We start from the raw sequence: 16,855 nt of genomic DNA, 5'->3' as shown, positions 1-16,855 counted from the left end.
TGTTACAAACCATGTAGCCCACGAAAATAGAAAACTAGTTATAATTCACTTTCAAAATCAGGGAGTATTTATGATAGAAGTCATTGGGTTACATAAACAGTTTGCTGAAAACGTATTGTACAGTGGTTATAGTGTGCAGTTTTGTGCACCTAAAATATGCATTGAAGCGCCTAATGGCCAAGGTAAAACAACGTTGTTGATGATGTTGGCAGAGCTCGAAACGCGCCAAAGTGGGCAGATTTTATTTTCTAAAAAAGCATTAACCGAACCGCATAAACAAGTTGCTATAGCCTCAGACTGTATTGCTTTACCTGACTTTCTTACGGCAAAGCAAATTATTAACTTGTCCGTGAATACGCTGGGTTGTGATTGGCCAACGACAATAATAGATGGGTTTAATTTCAATGAATTTTTAAATACTCGTTTTGATGCGCTGTCGTCAGGTAATCAAAAGAAATGCCAGTTAATTTTAGCGCTTATGCGTGATGCACCTTATTTACTTCTAGACGAACCCAGCGCAGCACTTGATCAAGCCAGTATTCAGTATTTATTAGTACTGCTTGATGAATATCTAATAGATAAGCAAAATGGGCAAATAGTTATCACCTGCCATGAACCAGCGCCATTTATTGAACGTGGCTTTGAGTGTATACCGTTATGATTGCAAATTTAAAACAATCAATCGGGCAATATCGCTCTTTTATGGATTATCGTTATCAGGCTTACAAAACTGAACTCACGCAATTATTGTTACAACTAAAAAGCTTTGGGTTGTTATTTTTAGTGGTGTTAGGCTCGTCAGTGTTGGGTTTGATATTGCTACTTTTTTTAGGCCTTGGAAAAATTATAGACAGCAGCGCAGCACCCCAATACGGTGCACAAATGGCTTTATTTTATTTGTTACTACAAAGTGTGATGCTCAGCGCAATGAAGTCAGCAATTAAAAATAGTAAGCAGCGGTTATTTCAGCAAACTATTGCACGATCAGTTTGGTTATATTTAGTCGATATTAAACTATTAACGCTCAGTAATGCATGGCTTATAGCCAGTGTATTAATTGCGCTAGATTTAACGCTATCACAATGGGTTAAAGTACCGCATTTTATTGTATTTATGTTGCTGCAGTTTAGCTTGGGCGTTTTGTGTTTATACAAAACCAGCGCACTGGTATATGGCTTTTTGTTTAGCGTGATATTAGTGTGTGTTCCTATTCATATGCAGCCGCTCACTTATCATATGGGCTTTACTTTATTGTTTGCGCTGAGCCTTTTTGTCCCCGTGGTTAATGTTAACGGGCGTATTGCAGTAAGTTCATTATTGGGCTTTTGGTTTTGTTATTTATTAAACCATTGTTGGACACTTGTTTGGCGCGTGTCGTTACTTTTATGTGTATTCATGGCATCAGCTGCGCTAATAAACGAACGTGCTGATTTAGTACCTATACTTGTGATATTAGCCATGGCTTTTATTGTACTCTTTAGTAGTTCATTGCAATTTGATTGCGGTAGGGTGTATGAGCAGTATCGATTATTTTTTAAAACATGCCAGCGAGAACGCGCCTTTTATATTAGCCATTTTTTACCTAGCATATTGCTGTTTTTATTAGCCACAATAAGTTATAGCGTTATTTTTGGTTACACTCATATTGTATTATTTGTCATTGGAAATATGTGGTGTGTATTACAGGTTTACCTTGCACAAAAAAAACCAGCGCATTATGCGCTGGTTTGGCTAATTTCAACAGGGTTGCTACTAGCTTTACTAAATTAGTTAAGCGGCATCTGCCTTTTTAGATTTAGCTTTGCTATTACGCGCTGCTTTGCCGGCAAGTAAATCTGCAGGGTCAAAGTCGTCAACGTTAATAACGTCTAAGCGAGCTTGTTCAACAGCTGCTAACTTATCAGCTTCAGCTTGGCTTAAAATGCCGGCTTCTAAGCCCATTTGCGCCACTTTATCAAGTTGGAAGAATGGCAATTTAACGCCTTTCTCTTTACATACGCGTTCAAATAAAGGCTCTACCTCTAGCACGTCTTTAAGCGTTTGCTCTTGACGACCTACAAGGTTAAGCGGCTCGTTTGTAAGGTATACATAACTTGCTAAACGATTACGCGTTTCGCTAGGCACTTGCAGTAATTGCGCTAGTTTATGCTCAAGTTTGTCGGTAGGTTTACGAACCGGGCGACCAAACGGGAATAACAATACTTTTAATACGCCACGAAGTGGTGCAGATGGCATATTGTTGATTAAATCAGCAAGCGCACGTTGACAGTGGTAAAGGTGATCCTGACAGCTCCACTGAACCAGTGCAAAATCTTCTTTTTTACGGCCTTCGTCGTTATAACGTTTAAGCGTTGCAGACACTAAGTAAAGGTAGCTTAATAAGTCACCTAAGCGTGCTGAAATACGTTCTTTACGTTTAAGTGAACCACCAAATACTGCCATACTAATATCAGACATAAGTGCAAGCGATGCACTAAAGCGTGAAGCTATACGATAAAACTCTGCCGTTTCGTCTTTGTACGGCACACTAGTAAAGCGAGCGCCAGTAAGTGCAAGCCACTTAGTGCGTACTAGGTTAGACATGGTAAAGCCAATGTGGCCCATTAGCGCTTTATCAAATACGTTAAGCGCTTCTTCGCGGTCTTCAATTTCACACGCACCTAGCTCGGTAAGTACAAATGGATGACAACGAATAGCACCTTGACCATAAATAATCATATTACGGGTCAAGATGTTTGCACCTTCAACGGTAATGGCAATAGGTGCACCTTGATAGCCACGACCTAAATAGTTATTTGGCCCAAGCATGATCCCTTTACCGCCTAGCACGTCCATTGCATGAATGGTGGCATCGCGCATTTGCTCGGTAAGGTGGTATTTAATAATAGCCGAAATCACAGATGGTTTTTCGCCTAAATCAACAGCACCGGTAGACATACTTACTGCAGCGTCTGAGCTGTAAGCATAACCGGCAAGCTTCGCCATTGACTCTTCAACCCCTTCCATTTTACCAATTGGTAAGCGGAATTGACGACGAATACGGCTATAAGCACCGGTTGCTACAGCAATCATTTTAATGCCACCGGCTGAATTTGACGGCAACGTAATTGCACGACCAACCGATAAACACTCAACCAGCATACGCCAGCCTTGACCAGCCATTTCTGGGCCACCAATAATGTAATCAAGTGGTACAAAAATATCTTTACCGCGAGTAGGGCCATTTTGGAACGGCACATTAAGCGGGAAGTGACGACGACCAATTTCTACCCCAGGGGTATCTGTTGGGATAAGTGCACAGGTAATACCAGGCTCTTTAACGTCACTTAATAATCCATCTGGATCTTGTAATTTAAATGCTAGACCAAGAACCGTAGCTACAGGTGCAAGTGTAATGTAACGCTTGTTCCATGTAAGGCTTACACCGACTACTTCTTCGCCATTCCATTGCCCTTTACATACTACACCGTAGTCTGGAATTGAGCTTGCATCAGAACCTGCCTCTGGCGAAGTAAGAGCAAAACATGGAATTTCTTGACCGCTTGCTAAACGCGGTAAGTAATGATTTTTTTGATCTTCAGTACCGTAGTGCTGTAATAACTCACCCGGGCCTAACGAGTTAGGTACTCCAACAATTGACGAAAGCAATGTTGATTTACTGGTTAGTTTTTGCAGTACACACGATTGTGCAAATGCAGAGAATTCTAAGCCGCCGTATTCCTTTTTAATGATCATGGCAAAGAATTTGTTATCTTTCAGATATTGCCATACGTCCTGAGGTAAATCCGTTAGCTCATGCGTAGCTTCCCAATCGTCCAGCATACTACATACAACTTCAACAGGTCCGTCGATAAATGCCTGCTCTTCAATAGTAAGTTTTGGAACTGGATACTGGTGAAGCTTTTTCCAATCTGGGTTACCACAAAATAAATCAGCTTCCCACCAAGTTGTACCGGCATCAATAGCTGACTTTTCGGTGTCAGACATGCTCGGTGTAACTTTTTTGAAGACCTTGAAAATAGGCTTGATAATATATTGCTGACGAATGCCAGTAACAGAAAGAGGCACTGCGATGATTAAAAAGATCACCCAGCTAATTAAACCAAAAGCACCAGCAAAGGTACCAATTAATAATGTTGCGGCAGAAACACCAAGTGCTGTGTTCCAACTCGCTCTGTGGTAAAGCGCAATGCTGAGCAGTGCGATTAAACCGAGTGTAAATATGAGTGTCATTGCTAATTCCTTAATAGAGGTCAGACCACCTCGTTTAGAGTAGCGCTAGTAACGCTAAGTTTCAAGTACATTACTTAGATTAAAGTGTAGTTATCGGTACGATTATTACAATGCGTTGTATGTTATACGAACAGTTTAACTGTAATGGTTTATTTTGGCTTATCATAAAAAATATAAGCATTAAAAAAATCAATTAATCTAGTAGTAATATAAGTTTAATTAAGTAAATATACTTATGATGATCAGTGTACGCTTATTAAAAATAGAACGATATTCTATGTTTAGCTTTTTAAAGGTTTATTTATTTTATGTGTGAATTACTTGGCATGTCAGCCAATGTGCCAACGGATATTTGTTTTAGTTTTTCAGGGTTGTTGGAGCGCGGTGGCAATACGGGGCCGCATAAAGATGGCTGGGGCATTACTTTTTATGAAGGCAAAGGTTGTAGAACCTTTAAAGATCCCGAGCCAAGTTACCAGTCAGAAATAGCTAAATTAGTTAAAGCTTATCCGATTAAAAGCGTATCAGTTATTAGCCACATTCGCCAAGGAAATCGAGGTCGGGTATGTCTTGAAAATACTCATCCGTTTACTCGTGAATTGTGGGGGCGTGAAATAACCTATGCTCATAACGGGCAGCTTTCAAATTATCATGATTTAAAACCTGAATATTATCGACCTGTGGGTAATACCGATAGCGAGTTGGCATTTTGCTGGTTGCTTGAAAAAATTCGTGAAAAGTACCCGCAGCGACCAAGTAATATGGCGTCGGTTTTTAGATATGCGGCTAAGCTTTCGCATACGCTACGTGAAAAAGGCGTGTTTAATATGTTATTGACCGATGGTGTATTTGTTTTAGCGTATTGTACTAATAATTTACATTATATAACGCGCCGTGCGCCATTTGGTAAAGCAACACTTATTGATGCTGATATGGTGGTCGACTTTCAACAAGAAACCACGCCAAACGATGTGGTAACGGTTATAGCAACAAGGCCGCTAACCAACGATGAACGCTGGCAAAAAATGCAGCCAGGAGAGTTTGCGTTATTTAAAATGGGTGAATTAATGTAGGTTGGTAGAGTAAAACGAAACCCAACTTAAAGTTTCAAATCTAAGTATTAAAATGAAAAGCCCAAGTTATGGTTGTCATACTTGGGCGTTTCGTATTGCATCTTGTAAGTAATTTATTCGGGGGTTATTTCGTTTTTAACTTGTGCAGGTAAAGCCGGTGGAGTGATCACGGTAAACGATTTCATCTGCACTTCAAACTGTTCCACACCTTTTTCACCTTTCCACATGCGCACGAGCATATAATCCATTTCTGGGGCAAACCATGCTAAGGCTTGGCGTTTGTCATTGTCGTATAAACGTTTTACTTTAATGGCTTCTACATTACCTATAGGTAAGGAAATCATTTCGGTTTCTACCACTTCAAAGTCGTAGTCACGGCAATTACCTTTTTTATCAACCAGTGGAAACGAAAAACTGGTTTTTCCTTTTTTAAGTCCTTCTCGAACTTGCACTTGATAAGAAATACCATCTTGGAAGTTATCATGCCATTGGCATTTTAACGGGTAGTCGCTGGTGTTACTGGTGACAGTTTGTGTTTGACGATCAAAGTTAATTTCATACTTTTTGTCAGGCCCAGTCCCCGTGCGGATCATAGAGTACTGAATAGGCTCTACTTTATCGTTAGCAAAGCTAAAAGTTGATGACTCTTGACGTGAGTCAGAGAAAATCATCCATTCAATATCGCTATGGTAAGTGACTTGGTAGTTATTATTATCGAGTTTTTTAAGCGTCCGCTCGGCTGTACCATGATTTGCGCCTTTGCGCAAAATATCGTAGCTGGCTTGATACTGGGTTAACTCACCTGCAATCAGGCTGGTAGGAAGTAATAAAGTGCCCGCACATAATAGCCAGGCACTTAATTTTTTATTTTGGGTAGTGCGCGCCGTGTGCAGGAAGTTGTTTTTCGTCAAGAACTGCATAATCTGCTTCCATCGTAAGTCGTTGTTCACTGAACCACTTGACCACCAAAGGATAAATTATGTGCTCTTGCGCATGCACACGCTTAGCGAGCGTGTCTGCTGTATCGTCTGCTAATACAGGCACTTTGGCTTGAAGAATAACGGGTCCGCCGTCTAATTCTTCAGTAACAAAGTGAACACTAACGCCGTGAACGTCGTCTTTTGCATCAATTGCTCTTTGGTGGGTATTCAGCCCCTGATACTTAGGCAACAAAGATGGATGAATGTTCAACATTTTTCCAACATATTTTTGCACTAAGCTAGGAGTTAGAATACGCATAAACCCAGCTAATACAACTAGATTTGGTTCAAAAGAGTCAATTATATGCATTAACTGGGCATCGTACGCTTCGCGTGAGTCAAACTCTTTATGACTCAGCACGTGTGTGGCAATACCTGCATTTTTTGCACGCTCTAACCCATAAGCGTCTGCTTTGTTACTAATAACAGCCGCTATATGGGCGTTTATCTCGCCGCTTTCACAGGCGTCTATAATGGCTTGTAAATTTGAGCCACTGCCTGAGATCAAAACTACTAGACGAGTGGGTGCCATTACGCAGCACCACCTACAATTTCAACTTGCTCTTCGCCAGCAACTGCATCTTGGATTTCACCAAGGTGCCATGCGTTCTCGCCAAGATCTTTTAAGATATTTAAGCTATTTTCAAGCTCATCCGCAGGTACAACTAACACCATGCCTACACCACAGTTAAATGTGCGGTACATTTCATGTGTTGTAATGTTGCCGTTTTCTTGCAACCAGCTAAACACACTTGGCCACTGCCAGCTATCACCTTTAACAACCGCTTTAGCAGATTCAGGTAATACGCGTGGGATATTTTCCCAAAAACCGCCACCAGTAATATGCGAAAGGGCATGCACGTCTACTTGCTTGAACAACTCAAGTAATGGTTTAACGTAAATACGTGTTGGTTCTAAAAGATGCTCACCTAAGGTTTTGCCATCAATCACTTGATTAGTATCAGCGTTAGAGACTTCTAAAACTTTACGAATTAAAGAGAAACCATTTGAGTGAGGACCGCTAGAAGCAAGGGCAATAAGTTGATCGCCTGCAGCTACTTTAGTGCCATCAATAATTTTTGATTTTTCTACCACACCGGTACAAAAGCCTGCCATGTCGTAGTCTTCACCATCATACATACCTGGCATTTCAGCTGTTTCGCCACCAATTAGGGCACAACCTGAAATTTCACAACCTTTACCAATACCGGTTACTACGTCGGCTGCTGTGTCTACATCTAGTTTACCCGTTGCATAGTAATCTAGAAAAAACAGGGGTTCAGCGCCTTGTACTATTAAATCATTTACACACATCGCAACTAAGTCGATACCTACAGTATCGTGCTTTTTAAGGTCAATTGCTAAGCGTAACTTAGTGCCAACACCGTCAGTGCCTGCTACAAGTACAGGTTGCTTATAACCTTCAGGAATTTCGCAAAGTGCGCCAAAACCACCAATTCCGCCCATCACTTCAGGACGACGAGTTTTTTTAACTACGCCTTTAATACGCTCAACAAGTGCATTACCAGCGTCGATATCTACGCCCGCGTCTTTATAGCTTAGAGACTGTTTTTGTTCGCTCACAGGTTTTCCTCAAAATAGTTGTTTTGATGCTTACTTAGAAACGCGCGTATTTTACAACAATTGCAAGGGCGCGGCTAGTTGAAATCTGGATTTGATTTTAAAGACAAGGACACTTGTCCGCTAGTTGCTGTATTAGTAAACAAAAAAAGCGCCCAATGGCGCTTTTTAATATGGAAATAAAAATTAATACTACAAATTAGGCTTTAGCTGTAAGTATCGCTCTAAGTGGTGCAGGGTAGCCTTCAATGGTTTTACTGGTGTCAGCAGGGTCTAAAAAGTCAACTAAAGATTCGTTTTCCATCCAGTCAGTTTTACGCTGCTCGTCGAGCGTTGTAATAGCACAATCTTTAATTTGCACATCTTTAAAGCCAACACGTTCCATCCACAATTTTAATGCCGCAGTGCTTGGAATAAACCATACATTACGCATTTTCGCGTAGCGGTCGGTCGGTACTAATACGGTGTTTTCATCGCCTTCAATAACTAATGTTTCAAGCACCAGCTCACCACCTGGGCGAAGCTGTGCTTTTAATTGCGCTAAAAAGTCGATAGGGGAACGACGATGATAAAGCACCCCCATTGAAAATACTGTATCAAACGCTTTGAGCTCTGGCAGGGCTTCTACACCTAATGGTAACAAATGCACGTTTTCATCTGGGTTAAAGTGTTTAATTGCCTGAAACTGGCACAAAAATAAGTCAGATGGGTCAATACCCACTACAAATTGAGCACCTTCACCGCGCATACGCCATAGGTGATACCCCGAGCCACAACCAATATCTAATACAGTACGGCCTTTTAATGGCTCAATATGCGGTAGGAGTCGATCCCATTTCCAGTCACTGCGCCATTCTGTATTAATGTCGATACCGTGCACATTAAATGGGCCTTTACGCCAAGGCATCATTCGTTTTAATAAATGCGTGGTTTGCTTTTTTTCGCCTTCAGTCATTTCGCCAGGCGCGCCTATTGCTACTTTGCTGACAATATCAACTTGGTTTGTTGATACCTCAGGTAAGTTTTTTAGTACTTTTTGCCATTGAGGTAAATCGCCATGGCTGGCCTCTTGTTGCCAATGCTTTAATTGCGCAGGCAAGGTTTCTAGCCAGTGGCTAAGTGGGCTTTGTGCAATTGCAGCGTAAAATTGGTTAAACCATGCAGACATGTGTCACTCTCTAAATTATTTAATTGCTACCATTGAGCAAAAATTAAAACATTGATACCACACTTGCGTTTGGCTAAAACCAATGTCGCTTAAACGTTGTGTATGTGTGCTAAGTGTATCGGGGCGCATTACGTTTTCAATGGCGGTACGCTTTTGGCTTATTTCAAGCTCAGAGTAGCCATTATGACGCTTAAAGTCGTGGTGTAAGTCAATCAATAGGTTATCGCATTGCTCGATTTCGGCTTTAATTTTTTCACTTAATAGCAAAACGCCACCGGGCTTTAAATTAGCGTATATTTTTTCAAGTACCGCTTTGCGCTGCGCAGGTGGTATAAATTGCAGGGTAAAGTTCATTGCCACTACCGACGCGTTTTGTATATCAAGATCGTTAATATCACCTAAGGTAACCGTTACAGGAACGTCTGATCTAAATCCTTGTAAATGGACCTTACAACGCTCAATCATGGCTTGTGAGTTATCTACGGCGATAATTTGGCAGCTATCGGTTTTAATATTACGACGCATACTTAGGGTAACCGCCCCTAACGAGCAGCCTAGGTCATACAAATTTGAATTTGGCTGAGCATACTCACCGGCTAATTTTCCCATGGTACTTACTATGGTGGCATAACCGGGTACCGAGCGTTGGATCATGTCGGGAAATACTTCAACCACATTTTGATCAAAACTAAAGTCTTTTACTTGTTGCTCAGAGGCATAAATACTGTCTTTTATACTCACGAAGGCAGTCTCTTTGAAAATAATAGTGCTATTTTAACATTTTATGCTGGATAGTCAGTGATAAATTCAGTAGCTTGACTAGAATTATGAAGAATAAGTATAAAAGAGATTATTAAATGAGCAAAAGTAAGGTTATTAGTACCGACGATATATTAGCAACATTATGCCACTCAGTAACGGGTGTACTTTCATCAGCCAGCGGCAACGAGATCAGCTATTCAGCCATGGTACAAAAAATAACGCGTACTTGTATGCGACCAGACATAGGCTGTTTTGTTTTATTTGACGGGGGCTTTACCGGCTTAGTTGTTACCAACTTTACAGCGCAAGCGGCCATGGAAATTTACGGCGATTATATGCGTAACATGGGTATGCCAGAAGACGAAATCGCACACAGCCACTTATCTGATGACGTTTCAAACGTGATGGGTGAGTTGATGAACCAAATAGTGGGCGACTTCACGTCAAAAGTGCGTGAACAGCTGCATACCTCTATTACCCAAAATCAGCCAAAAATGATGGCTATTAATAAACAAGTGCAAATATCGGTTGATACCACTATGGATCGTCCGCAAGCACGTCGTGTAACGTTTACGACTCGCAACCAAAATATCTTCTATTTAGAATTAGCGATGGATAAAACAGAGTTTATTAAACTTCACGACTTTGACATTGTAGAAGCGATAGACCCAGACGATATTATCGAAAATGAAGCTAAGCAAAAAGCGGATAAAGAAAAAGCGAAACAGCCAAAGCAAGATGATAGCGATGACGACTTTATGGCCGAATTAGGGCTTTAACGTTTTTACGTAGGCTGGGTTAAGTGAAACGAAACCTAACACGCTTTTAAGCTCTTAGCTGTCAGATTAGAAAGTGACAATAATAAAAACGCGATTTATATCGCGTTTTTTGTTAACGAGGGCTTTCATTGCGAACTCGTGTGTCATTATTTTGGCTGACCGCTGACCGCTGACCGCTGACCGCTGACCGCTGACCGCTGACCGCTGACCGCTGACCGCTGACCGCTGACCGCTCAATTATACGGATTCTCACCCATCGCAATAGCTACACAAAAAATCCGTAAATCCAGCTCTAGCTGATGGTACTGCGGCTCCATATGGCAGCATAATTTATAAAAGCCTTTGTTATGGTCTTTTTCCTTAAAATGCGCGAGTTCGTGCACCACTAATGCTTTTAATAATGGCTCAGGGGCGCGCAATAAATCGCTGTTTATTGCTAAATCGTGCTTGCGGGTTTTACCTTGCATACGGTACGTGTGGGTACCGAGCGCATTGGTGACCATATCACCTTGTTTTTTAAACGCAGCGCGTCCAAATGGCGGGGCGTTTTTTAAATACTGCTTTTTAAGCTCAGTGGCGTAGCTATACAGTAACTTATCACTGGTAATACGATGCGCCTGTGGATACTTTTTAAGTAAATACTCACTTACCTTTCCTGCTTTTATTAGTCCTAATACTTGCTCAACGATATTGGCAGGGTAGCCGGTAAAGTAACGTGCGTATTCACTCATTATTGTCTCTGTATTTTGAATTTATTTTTAAAAAAGTGCTTGCTGGTGGGCTTCTTTTTCGCCACTAAATGGATTGAGTACATTGTGATTATACCCCAAATCTTGGCAAAACTGGCGAGCCAGCAGCGGCGCTTCGTGGTTATCAGCGGTATGAAAAAACACATAGGGGCTTTTGCCCTCATCGAGCCACTGGGTTACTTTGCTAAGCCAAGGCTGATAAAAGGTCTTATAATCGTTTTCTAAATCAGCAATAACGAAGCGCGCCATAGGCTGCGAGCCCGTAGCAATAGCGTGCACTGGTAAGTGGGGCTTTTTTTGTTGGGCGTCTATTAGCGCTTCGGTGGTTGGCTTTACCGCAAAGAGCGCCCGAGTATCCATAGCAATGCGATTTATATTGTGTGCAATTAAAAGCTGATTAAGTGCGATTTCGGCCTCACCTTTTTTGAAAAAATCAGGGTGGCGTACCTCAACCCCATAGTTTAGCTCTTTAGGAAGTAACTCAATAAAAGCGGCAAGCTTCGCTAAATGCTGTGGGGCAAACGCTTTAGGTAATTGCAGCATTATTTGCCCTGTTTTTTCAAATAGTGGGGCGAATAAATTAAGCCAATTGGTTAGCTCATGTTGCACGTTACTAAGCTGGAGTTCGTGACTAAAGCGACGATGAAATTTAAAGGTAAATTTAAACTCATCAGGTACACTGGCAGCCCACCGTAATACAGTGTCAGGCGAGGGATCGGCATAAAAACTGGTGTTACCTTCCACCGAATTAAAATGCTGCGCATATTCACTGAGCATATCGGCATTTTTACACTGGCGTGAAAATAAATTTCCTTTCCATGCGTTGCTCGACCACTGCGGGCATCCAATATAAAGCATACAAACAAAAGCCTTGTTATAAAGTGCTTGTAGTGTAACAAATAACAAAACGGTACGCTTTAAATTCAACCTAGAAAGGTAAACACGCCCTAGCATCTTCAACCTACTTGGGTATAATGCAGGGCTTAATTTGATTATTTTGAATTGCTAGCGGTTTTATTTTCATTTTAGTGTTTATAAAAACTTTTAAAACAACGGTGTTTAACCGCTATATGCCTTTTATCTGACAGGAAAACTATGCGCTCTATATACTGCGGACAGCTAAATAAAACTCACGTAGATCAGGAAGTTGAACTATGTGGCTGGATCAACAAACGACGTGACCTTGGCGGACTTATCTTTGTCGATTTACGTGATAGAGAAGGTTTAGTACAAGTTGTATTCGATCCGGAAGTTGAAGGATTAATGGAAACAGCTAACAAACTTCGTCAAGAATTTTGTGTTCAGTTAAAAGGGATTGTACGCGCTCGCCCAGACAGCCAAGTAAATAAAGACATGGCAACCGGCGAAGTAGAAATTTTAGGCACGGGTTTAACTATTATTAACCGCTCTGAGCCTATGCCACTTGATTTTAACCAAGTGAACTCAGAAGAGCGTCGTTTAAAATACCGTTACTTAGATTTACGTCGTTTAGAAATGAGCGACCGCATTAAATTACGTGCTAAAGCAAGCAGCTTTGTACGTCGCTTTTTAGATGAAAATGGCTTTTTAGATATCGAAACGCCAGTGCTAACTAAAGCAACGCCTGAAGGTGCTCGCGATTACTTAGTACCGAGTCGTGTTCATAAAGGTAGCTTTTACGCATTACCACAGTCACCACAGTTGTTTAAGCAATTGTTGATGATGTCGGGTTTTGACCGTTACTACCAAATTGTTAAATGTTTCCGTGATGAAGACTTACGTGCTGACCGTCAACCTGAGTTTACTCAAATAGATTTAGAAACCTCGTTCATGAGCTCTGATCAAGTACGTGGCATGACAGAAAAGATGATCCGTGAAATGTGGCAGTCATTACTAAATGTTGATTTAGGTGATTTCCCAATTATGCCTTACTCTGAGGCAATGAGCCTATATGGTTCTGATAAGCCAGACTTACGTAACCCAATGAAGCTTATTGATGTAGCCGATTTAGTAAAAGACGTAGAATTTAAAGTATTCTCAGGCCCAGCAAACGATGAAAAAGGCCGTGTTGCAGTACTAACGGTACCAGGTGGCGCATCACTTTCTCGTAAGCAACTAGATGATTACACTAAGTTTATCGGTATTTACGGTGCTAAAGGTTTAGCATGGATGAAAGTAAATGACCGCGATGCAGGCGTTGAGGGCGTGCAATCGCCAATCGCTAAATTCTTAAATGAAGACGTGATCACGCAGTTACTTGAACGTACTAATGCACAAACAGGCGATATCATTTTATTTGGTGCGGATAAACGCAACACCGTAAATGAAGCCATGGGCGCACTTCGTTTAAAAATTGGTATTGATTTAGAAATCACTAATTTAGATAGCTGGGCACCACTTTGGGTTGTTGACTTCCCAATGTTTGAAGAAGATGATGAAGGCACATTACACGCTGTACACCATCCATTTACTGCACCAAAAGATATTAGTGCAAGTGAGCTTGAAGCAAACCCAGCAGCGGCTATTTCAGATGCTTACGATATGGTATTAAACGGCTACGAAGTGGGCGGTGGCTCGGTACGTATTCATAATGCAGATATGCAAGAAGCGGCATTTAGAATTTTAGGTATTGAAGCGCAAGAGCAGCAAGATAAATTTGGTTTCTTACTTGATGCACTTAAATACGGCACACCGCCGCATGCAGGTTTAGCGTTCGGTTTAGACCGTTTAGTTATGTTGTTATGTGGTACTGATAACATTCGTGACGTTATTGCTTTCCCTAAAACCACACAAGCATCGTGTTTATTAACCGATGCGCCTAGCAAAGCAAACAGCGATTCGCTGACAGAGCTTGCTATTAGTGTAGTTGAGAAAGAATTACCAAGCGCAGAATAAAGCTAGTGTTTAGTTAGATCAAAACCCCTTAGGCTTCGTACCTAAGGGGTTTTTTGTTTGGCATAACCCAATTTAGGTGCTTTATTTTTATGAGCGAGTTATTTAAAGATAGTCATTATTTTGATCAGTCATTTTCAAACTTTACAGCAAATGCAAAGCGCTTTAGCGATATTGAGTTTGAACAATGTCAGTTTATTGATTGCGATTTTAGTCACAGCCAGTTTAGTGCCTGTCGGTTTATAGAGTGTGAATTTATTAACTGTAATTTGACTGAGCTTAATTGGAATTACAGCTCACTAGAAGGGGTGAGCTTTGCAAATTGTAAACTCAATAGCATAATGTGGGGACAAGTAAATTGGCCACAATTAGCGCTAACGTCACCGGTGAGTTTTAAACAGTGTGAGCTGAGCCACAGTTCGTTTTTTGAATTACAGTTAAAAGCGTTAACAATGACGAGTTGTTTTGCCAAAGATGTTGATTTTAGGCACGCTAACTTAACTCAAAGCAACTTCTCGGATACTGACTTTAGAGACAGCCTGTTTCATCAAACTAATTTGAGAAAAGCAAACTTTGTTGGCGCAACGCAATTTAATATTGATATAACAAGCAATGATGTGAGTAATGCAAAGTTTGAACGGCTTGAAGCGTTAAATTTATTAGCTGGACTTGATATCGAGCTGGTTGATTAGCCGCAAGAGCTTACGGCTAATACGTATATTTACTATTAGCAGACATTGAGCAGGCCAAACTCATAAATTTATATTCAATTTTAGGTTAAAAAACTAGAACTGCTGTAATCTTGTATAATAACACCTCAACTTCTAGGTGTTTATGAACTTAGAAATCAGACGGTTAGATCATCATGGTATTGTTTTAGGTGTCATTGAAGATTTAAAAATAGTTTCCCTTTTAGACCAATATTTACCTCAAGATGAGAAGCAAGAAATTATCCCAGGCGAAGCAGTTAAAGGTATGATTATGAACTGTCTTGAATTTGCCAATCGTCCTTTATCTTTAAGTCCTTAGTTTTTTACTAATTTGCAATTTTATATGTTTTTGTTATGTTCACTTTTTAACAAGGATGTTAGCAATATAAATATGGAGTCTTTCCTGCTTTGTCAGCTAACGGTAACTTGGAGGTTCGCTGATGTCATTTTCTGAAATATTGAGAAAGATCAATAATCATATTGGTACTCATAAAGTCCATTTATGTCCCAAAGTAAAAGGCCGTTTAGTTAATAACGGTACTCCTCTTGCTAATGTAAAAATATCAAGAACACTTAGTTATTCTGATGGTAAATACACAAAAGATGAGTGTTTTACAGATAGCAATGGCGAATTTCAAATGCCTGTAATGAGCTTAAGATCCAGCCAACCTGCTTTGCTAATAGCTGAAAGGTTTACTTCTCAGAGGATTTTTGCGCATTATGAAAATGATGTTTTCTTATTATGGTCAAGTGAGAATTCAGGTATAAACACGAAACCTGCATACGCAAAGAAGTTACGGAACTTAAATGGTGATATTTCTGACGAAGAAATTTTATTTTCTTTTAAAGATAATCATCTTTTTCATGAATATAGTGGCGTTAGTATATGCCGTTGGAAAGAAAATTTTCAAGAAGTTAACAATGATGATCTATATAAGTTTATTGGTCAGGATAGTTAAACCAAAATAAAAAATATATCAACTTGAATGGGGACTGTTTTTGTCAAACGCGAAACTTAAAAGGTAACTATTAAAGAACCTTTATAATATCAAGCAAATTATACACTTGTTAGATAGGAGAGTGGAGCAATAGTAGTTGCTTAATTTATGCAAGATCTAACAGGATATGTGATCAAAAGAAAGATGCAAGAGTAGCTGTTATTTTAGTTAATTTGCAATTTTACATTTTTTTGTTATGTTGCTTTTTTTACATGGATGTTGGCAATATAAATATGGAATATTTCTTACTTTGTCAGCTAACGGTAACTTTAAGGTTTGCTGATGTCATTTTCTGAAATATTAAGAAAGATCAATAATCATATTGGTACTCACAAAGTACATTTATGTCCCGAAGTGAAAGGCCGTTTAGTTAATAATGGTGCGCCTCTTGCCAATGTAAGAATATTAAGAACACTTAGTTATTCTGATGGTAAATACACAAAAGATGAGTGTTTTACAGATAGCAATGGCGAATTTGAAATGCCAGAAATGAGTTTGAGATCCAGTCAGCCTGCTTTGCTAATAGCAGAGAAAATAAGATGGCAGGAAATTACAGCTCAATACAGTGGCGACAACTTTATATTATGGTCAAGTAACCCTAGTGGAATTTCTGTTATTCAAGAGTATGTCGATAAGTTGAACTCGTTGAATGGCGACATTATTAATGAGGAAGTTTTTTTTTCCTTTAAAGGTACATCGTGTCAGAATTCGTATTGTGCAAAAAGTATCTGTCGATGGGACGACGATTTTGTTTTAATAGATCTTGAAGCCGATTTTGATCGGATGATAAGCGGAATTTTACAATAAGGATATTGGAATGAGTACAAATATGAATGTATTAACACCGGAGTTAGCAGCATTGTTTGCTTCGGTAGCTTATGATGTAAACCGTAACGGCGGAACTCAAAAAATTCTCTACCATAGTAGGTTGGCAGTAGGTTTTTTTTGAAA

Annotated in this window: 18 protein-coding genes; 10 read left to right on the top strand and 8 right to left on the bottom strand. The window is 40.1% G+C overall.

All coding sequences use genetic code 11. The features are described from left to right. Positions 1 to 70: 70 nt before the first annotated feature. Both QL984_RS05020 and QL984_RS05015 read left to right on the top strand, forming a co-directional pair. On the top strand, positions 71 to 661 hold the full coding sequence (locus QL984_RS05020) for an ATP-binding cassette domain-containing protein (RefSeq protein ID WP_036956944.1): 591 nt from the start codon (positions 71 to 73) through the stop codon (positions 659 to 661). Beyond that, positions 658 to 1,770 (top strand): DUF6136 family protein, encoded by a 1,113-nt coding sequence (locus QL984_RS05015; RefSeq protein ID WP_036956946.1) that lies wholly within the window; start codon positions 658 to 660, stop codon positions 1,768 to 1,770. Before QL984_RS05020 ends, QL984_RS05015 begins: the two co-directional genes overlap by 4 nt. Here the strand turns inward: QL984_RS05015 and fadE are convergent, their stop codons facing one another. After that, complete coding sequence (gene fadE, locus QL984_RS05010) at positions 1,771 to 4,233, bottom strand: acyl-CoA dehydrogenase FadE (RefSeq protein ID WP_013464564.1); 2,463 nt, start codon at positions 4,231 to 4,233, stop codon at positions 1,771 to 1,773. Between the two features lie 308 nt (positions 4,234 to 4,541). Between fadE and QL984_RS05005 the strand changes: the two genes are divergently transcribed. After that, positions 4,542 to 5,306 (top strand): class II glutamine amidotransferase, encoded by a 765-nt coding sequence (locus QL984_RS05005; RefSeq protein ID WP_036983149.1) that lies wholly within the window; start codon positions 4,542 to 4,544, stop codon positions 5,304 to 5,306. A gap of 113 nt (positions 5,307 to 5,419) precedes the next feature. On the opposite strand, the gene QL984_RS05000 is transcribed toward QL984_RS05005, so the two are convergent. From QL984_RS05000 to cmoA, 5 genes are all read right to left on the bottom strand, one after another. Beyond that, positions 5,420 to 6,217: a DUF3108 domain-containing protein gene (locus QL984_RS05000; RefSeq protein WP_036956948.1), complete on the bottom strand. Its 798-nt coding sequence runs from the start codon at positions 6,215 to 6,217 to the stop codon at positions 5,420 to 5,422. Beyond that, positions 6,171 to 6,818, bottom strand: a complete 648-nt coding sequence (gene purN / locus QL984_RS04995) for a phosphoribosylglycinamide formyltransferase (protein WP_036956951.1) — start codon at positions 6,816 to 6,818, stop codon at positions 6,171 to 6,173. Before purN ends, QL984_RS05000 begins: the two co-directional genes overlap by 47 nt. Then, the gene (purM, locus tag QL984_RS04990; protein ID WP_016899473.1) at positions 6,818 to 7,870 is read right to left on the bottom strand and encodes a phosphoribosylformylglycinamidine cyclo-ligase; all 1,053 of its coding nucleotides are present in this window, start codon (positions 7,868 to 7,870) and stop codon (positions 6,818 to 6,820) included. Before purM ends, purN begins: the two co-directional genes overlap by 1 nt. Positions 7,871 to 8,066: 196 nt before the next feature. Then, on the bottom strand, positions 8,067 to 9,035 hold the full coding sequence (gene cmoB, locus QL984_RS04985) for a tRNA 5-methoxyuridine(34)/uridine 5-oxyacetic acid(34) synthase CmoB (protein WP_138764625.1): 969 nt from the start codon (positions 9,033 to 9,035) through the stop codon (positions 8,067 to 8,069). 15 nt (positions 9,036 to 9,050) lie between these two features. Next, on the bottom strand, positions 9,051 to 9,776 hold the full coding sequence (cmoA, locus tag QL984_RS04980) for a carboxy-S-adenosyl-L-methionine synthase CmoA (protein WP_138764626.1): 726 nt from the start codon (positions 9,774 to 9,776) through the stop codon (positions 9,051 to 9,053). A gap of 116 nt (positions 9,777 to 9,892) precedes the next feature. Between cmoA and QL984_RS04975 the strand changes: the two genes are divergently transcribed. Then, positions 9,893 to 10,576, top strand: a complete 684-nt coding sequence (locus QL984_RS04975) for a DUF3334 family protein (RefSeq protein ID WP_008111638.1) — start codon at positions 9,893 to 9,895, stop codon at positions 10,574 to 10,576. A 233-nt stretch (positions 10,577 to 10,809) separates the two neighbouring features. Here QL984_RS04975 and QL984_RS04970 read toward each other — a convergent pair whose 3' ends face one another. Both QL984_RS04970 and QL984_RS04965 read right to left on the bottom strand, forming a co-directional pair. Continuing rightward, on the bottom strand, positions 10,810 to 11,307 hold the full coding sequence (locus QL984_RS04970) for a YgjP-like metallopeptidase domain-containing protein (protein ID WP_010391443.1): 498 nt from the start codon (positions 11,305 to 11,307) through the stop codon (positions 10,810 to 10,812). Positions 11,308 to 11,334: 27 nt separating this feature from the next. Further along, positions 11,335 to 12,183, bottom strand: a complete 849-nt coding sequence (locus QL984_RS04965) for a DUF72 domain-containing protein (RefSeq protein WP_138764735.1) — start codon at positions 12,181 to 12,183, stop codon at positions 11,335 to 11,337. A 237-nt stretch (positions 12,184 to 12,420) separates the two neighbouring features. On the opposite strand from QL984_RS04965, the gene aspS reads away from it, so the two are divergent. The 6 genes from aspS to QL984_RS04935 all read left to right on the top strand — a co-directional run bounded on the left by aspS (position 12,421) and on the right by QL984_RS04935 (position 16,853). Then, complete coding sequence (gene aspS, locus QL984_RS04960) at positions 12,421 to 14,199, top strand: aspartate--tRNA ligase (RefSeq protein WP_013464572.1); 1,779 nt, start codon at positions 12,421 to 12,423, stop codon at positions 14,197 to 14,199. An 89-nt stretch (positions 14,200 to 14,288) separates the two neighbouring features. Continuing rightward, on the top strand, positions 14,289 to 14,888 hold the full coding sequence (locus tag QL984_RS04955; protein WP_138764736.1) for a pentapeptide repeat-containing protein: 600 nt from the start codon (positions 14,289 to 14,291) through the stop codon (positions 14,886 to 14,888). Between the two features lie 142 nt (positions 14,889 to 15,030). Further along, positions 15,031 to 15,225, top strand: coding sequence for a DUF4277 domain-containing protein (locus tag QL984_RS04950; protein ID WP_138764737.1), 195 nt, complete (start codon positions 15,031 to 15,033; stop codon positions 15,223 to 15,225). Positions 15,226 to 15,346: 121 nt separating this feature from the next. Then, positions 15,347 to 15,865, top strand: a complete 519-nt coding sequence (locus QL984_RS04945; RefSeq protein WP_138764738.1) for a DUF6795 domain-containing protein — start codon at positions 15,347 to 15,349, stop codon at positions 15,863 to 15,865. Between the two features lie 321 nt (positions 15,866 to 16,186). Further along, positions 16,187 to 16,711: a DUF6795 domain-containing protein gene (locus tag QL984_RS04940; RefSeq protein WP_138764739.1), complete on the top strand. Its 525-nt coding sequence runs from the start codon at positions 16,187 to 16,189 to the stop codon at positions 16,709 to 16,711. A 10-nt stretch (positions 16,712 to 16,721) separates the two neighbouring features. After that, complete coding sequence (locus QL984_RS04935; protein WP_283241270.1) at positions 16,722 to 16,853, top strand: hypothetical protein; 132 nt, start codon at positions 16,722 to 16,724, stop codon at positions 16,851 to 16,853. Positions 16,854 to 16,855 lie beyond the last annotated feature (2 nt).

Source organism: Pseudoalteromonas sp. APC 3495 (assembly GCF_030407645.1).
Taxonomy (GTDB): domain Bacteria; phylum Pseudomonadota; class Gammaproteobacteria; order Enterobacterales; family Alteromonadaceae; genus Pseudoalteromonas; species Pseudoalteromonas tetraodonis.
The sequence above is the reverse complement of the archived record's forward strand: the minus strand, read 5'-3'. Positions and strand labels throughout refer to the sequence as shown.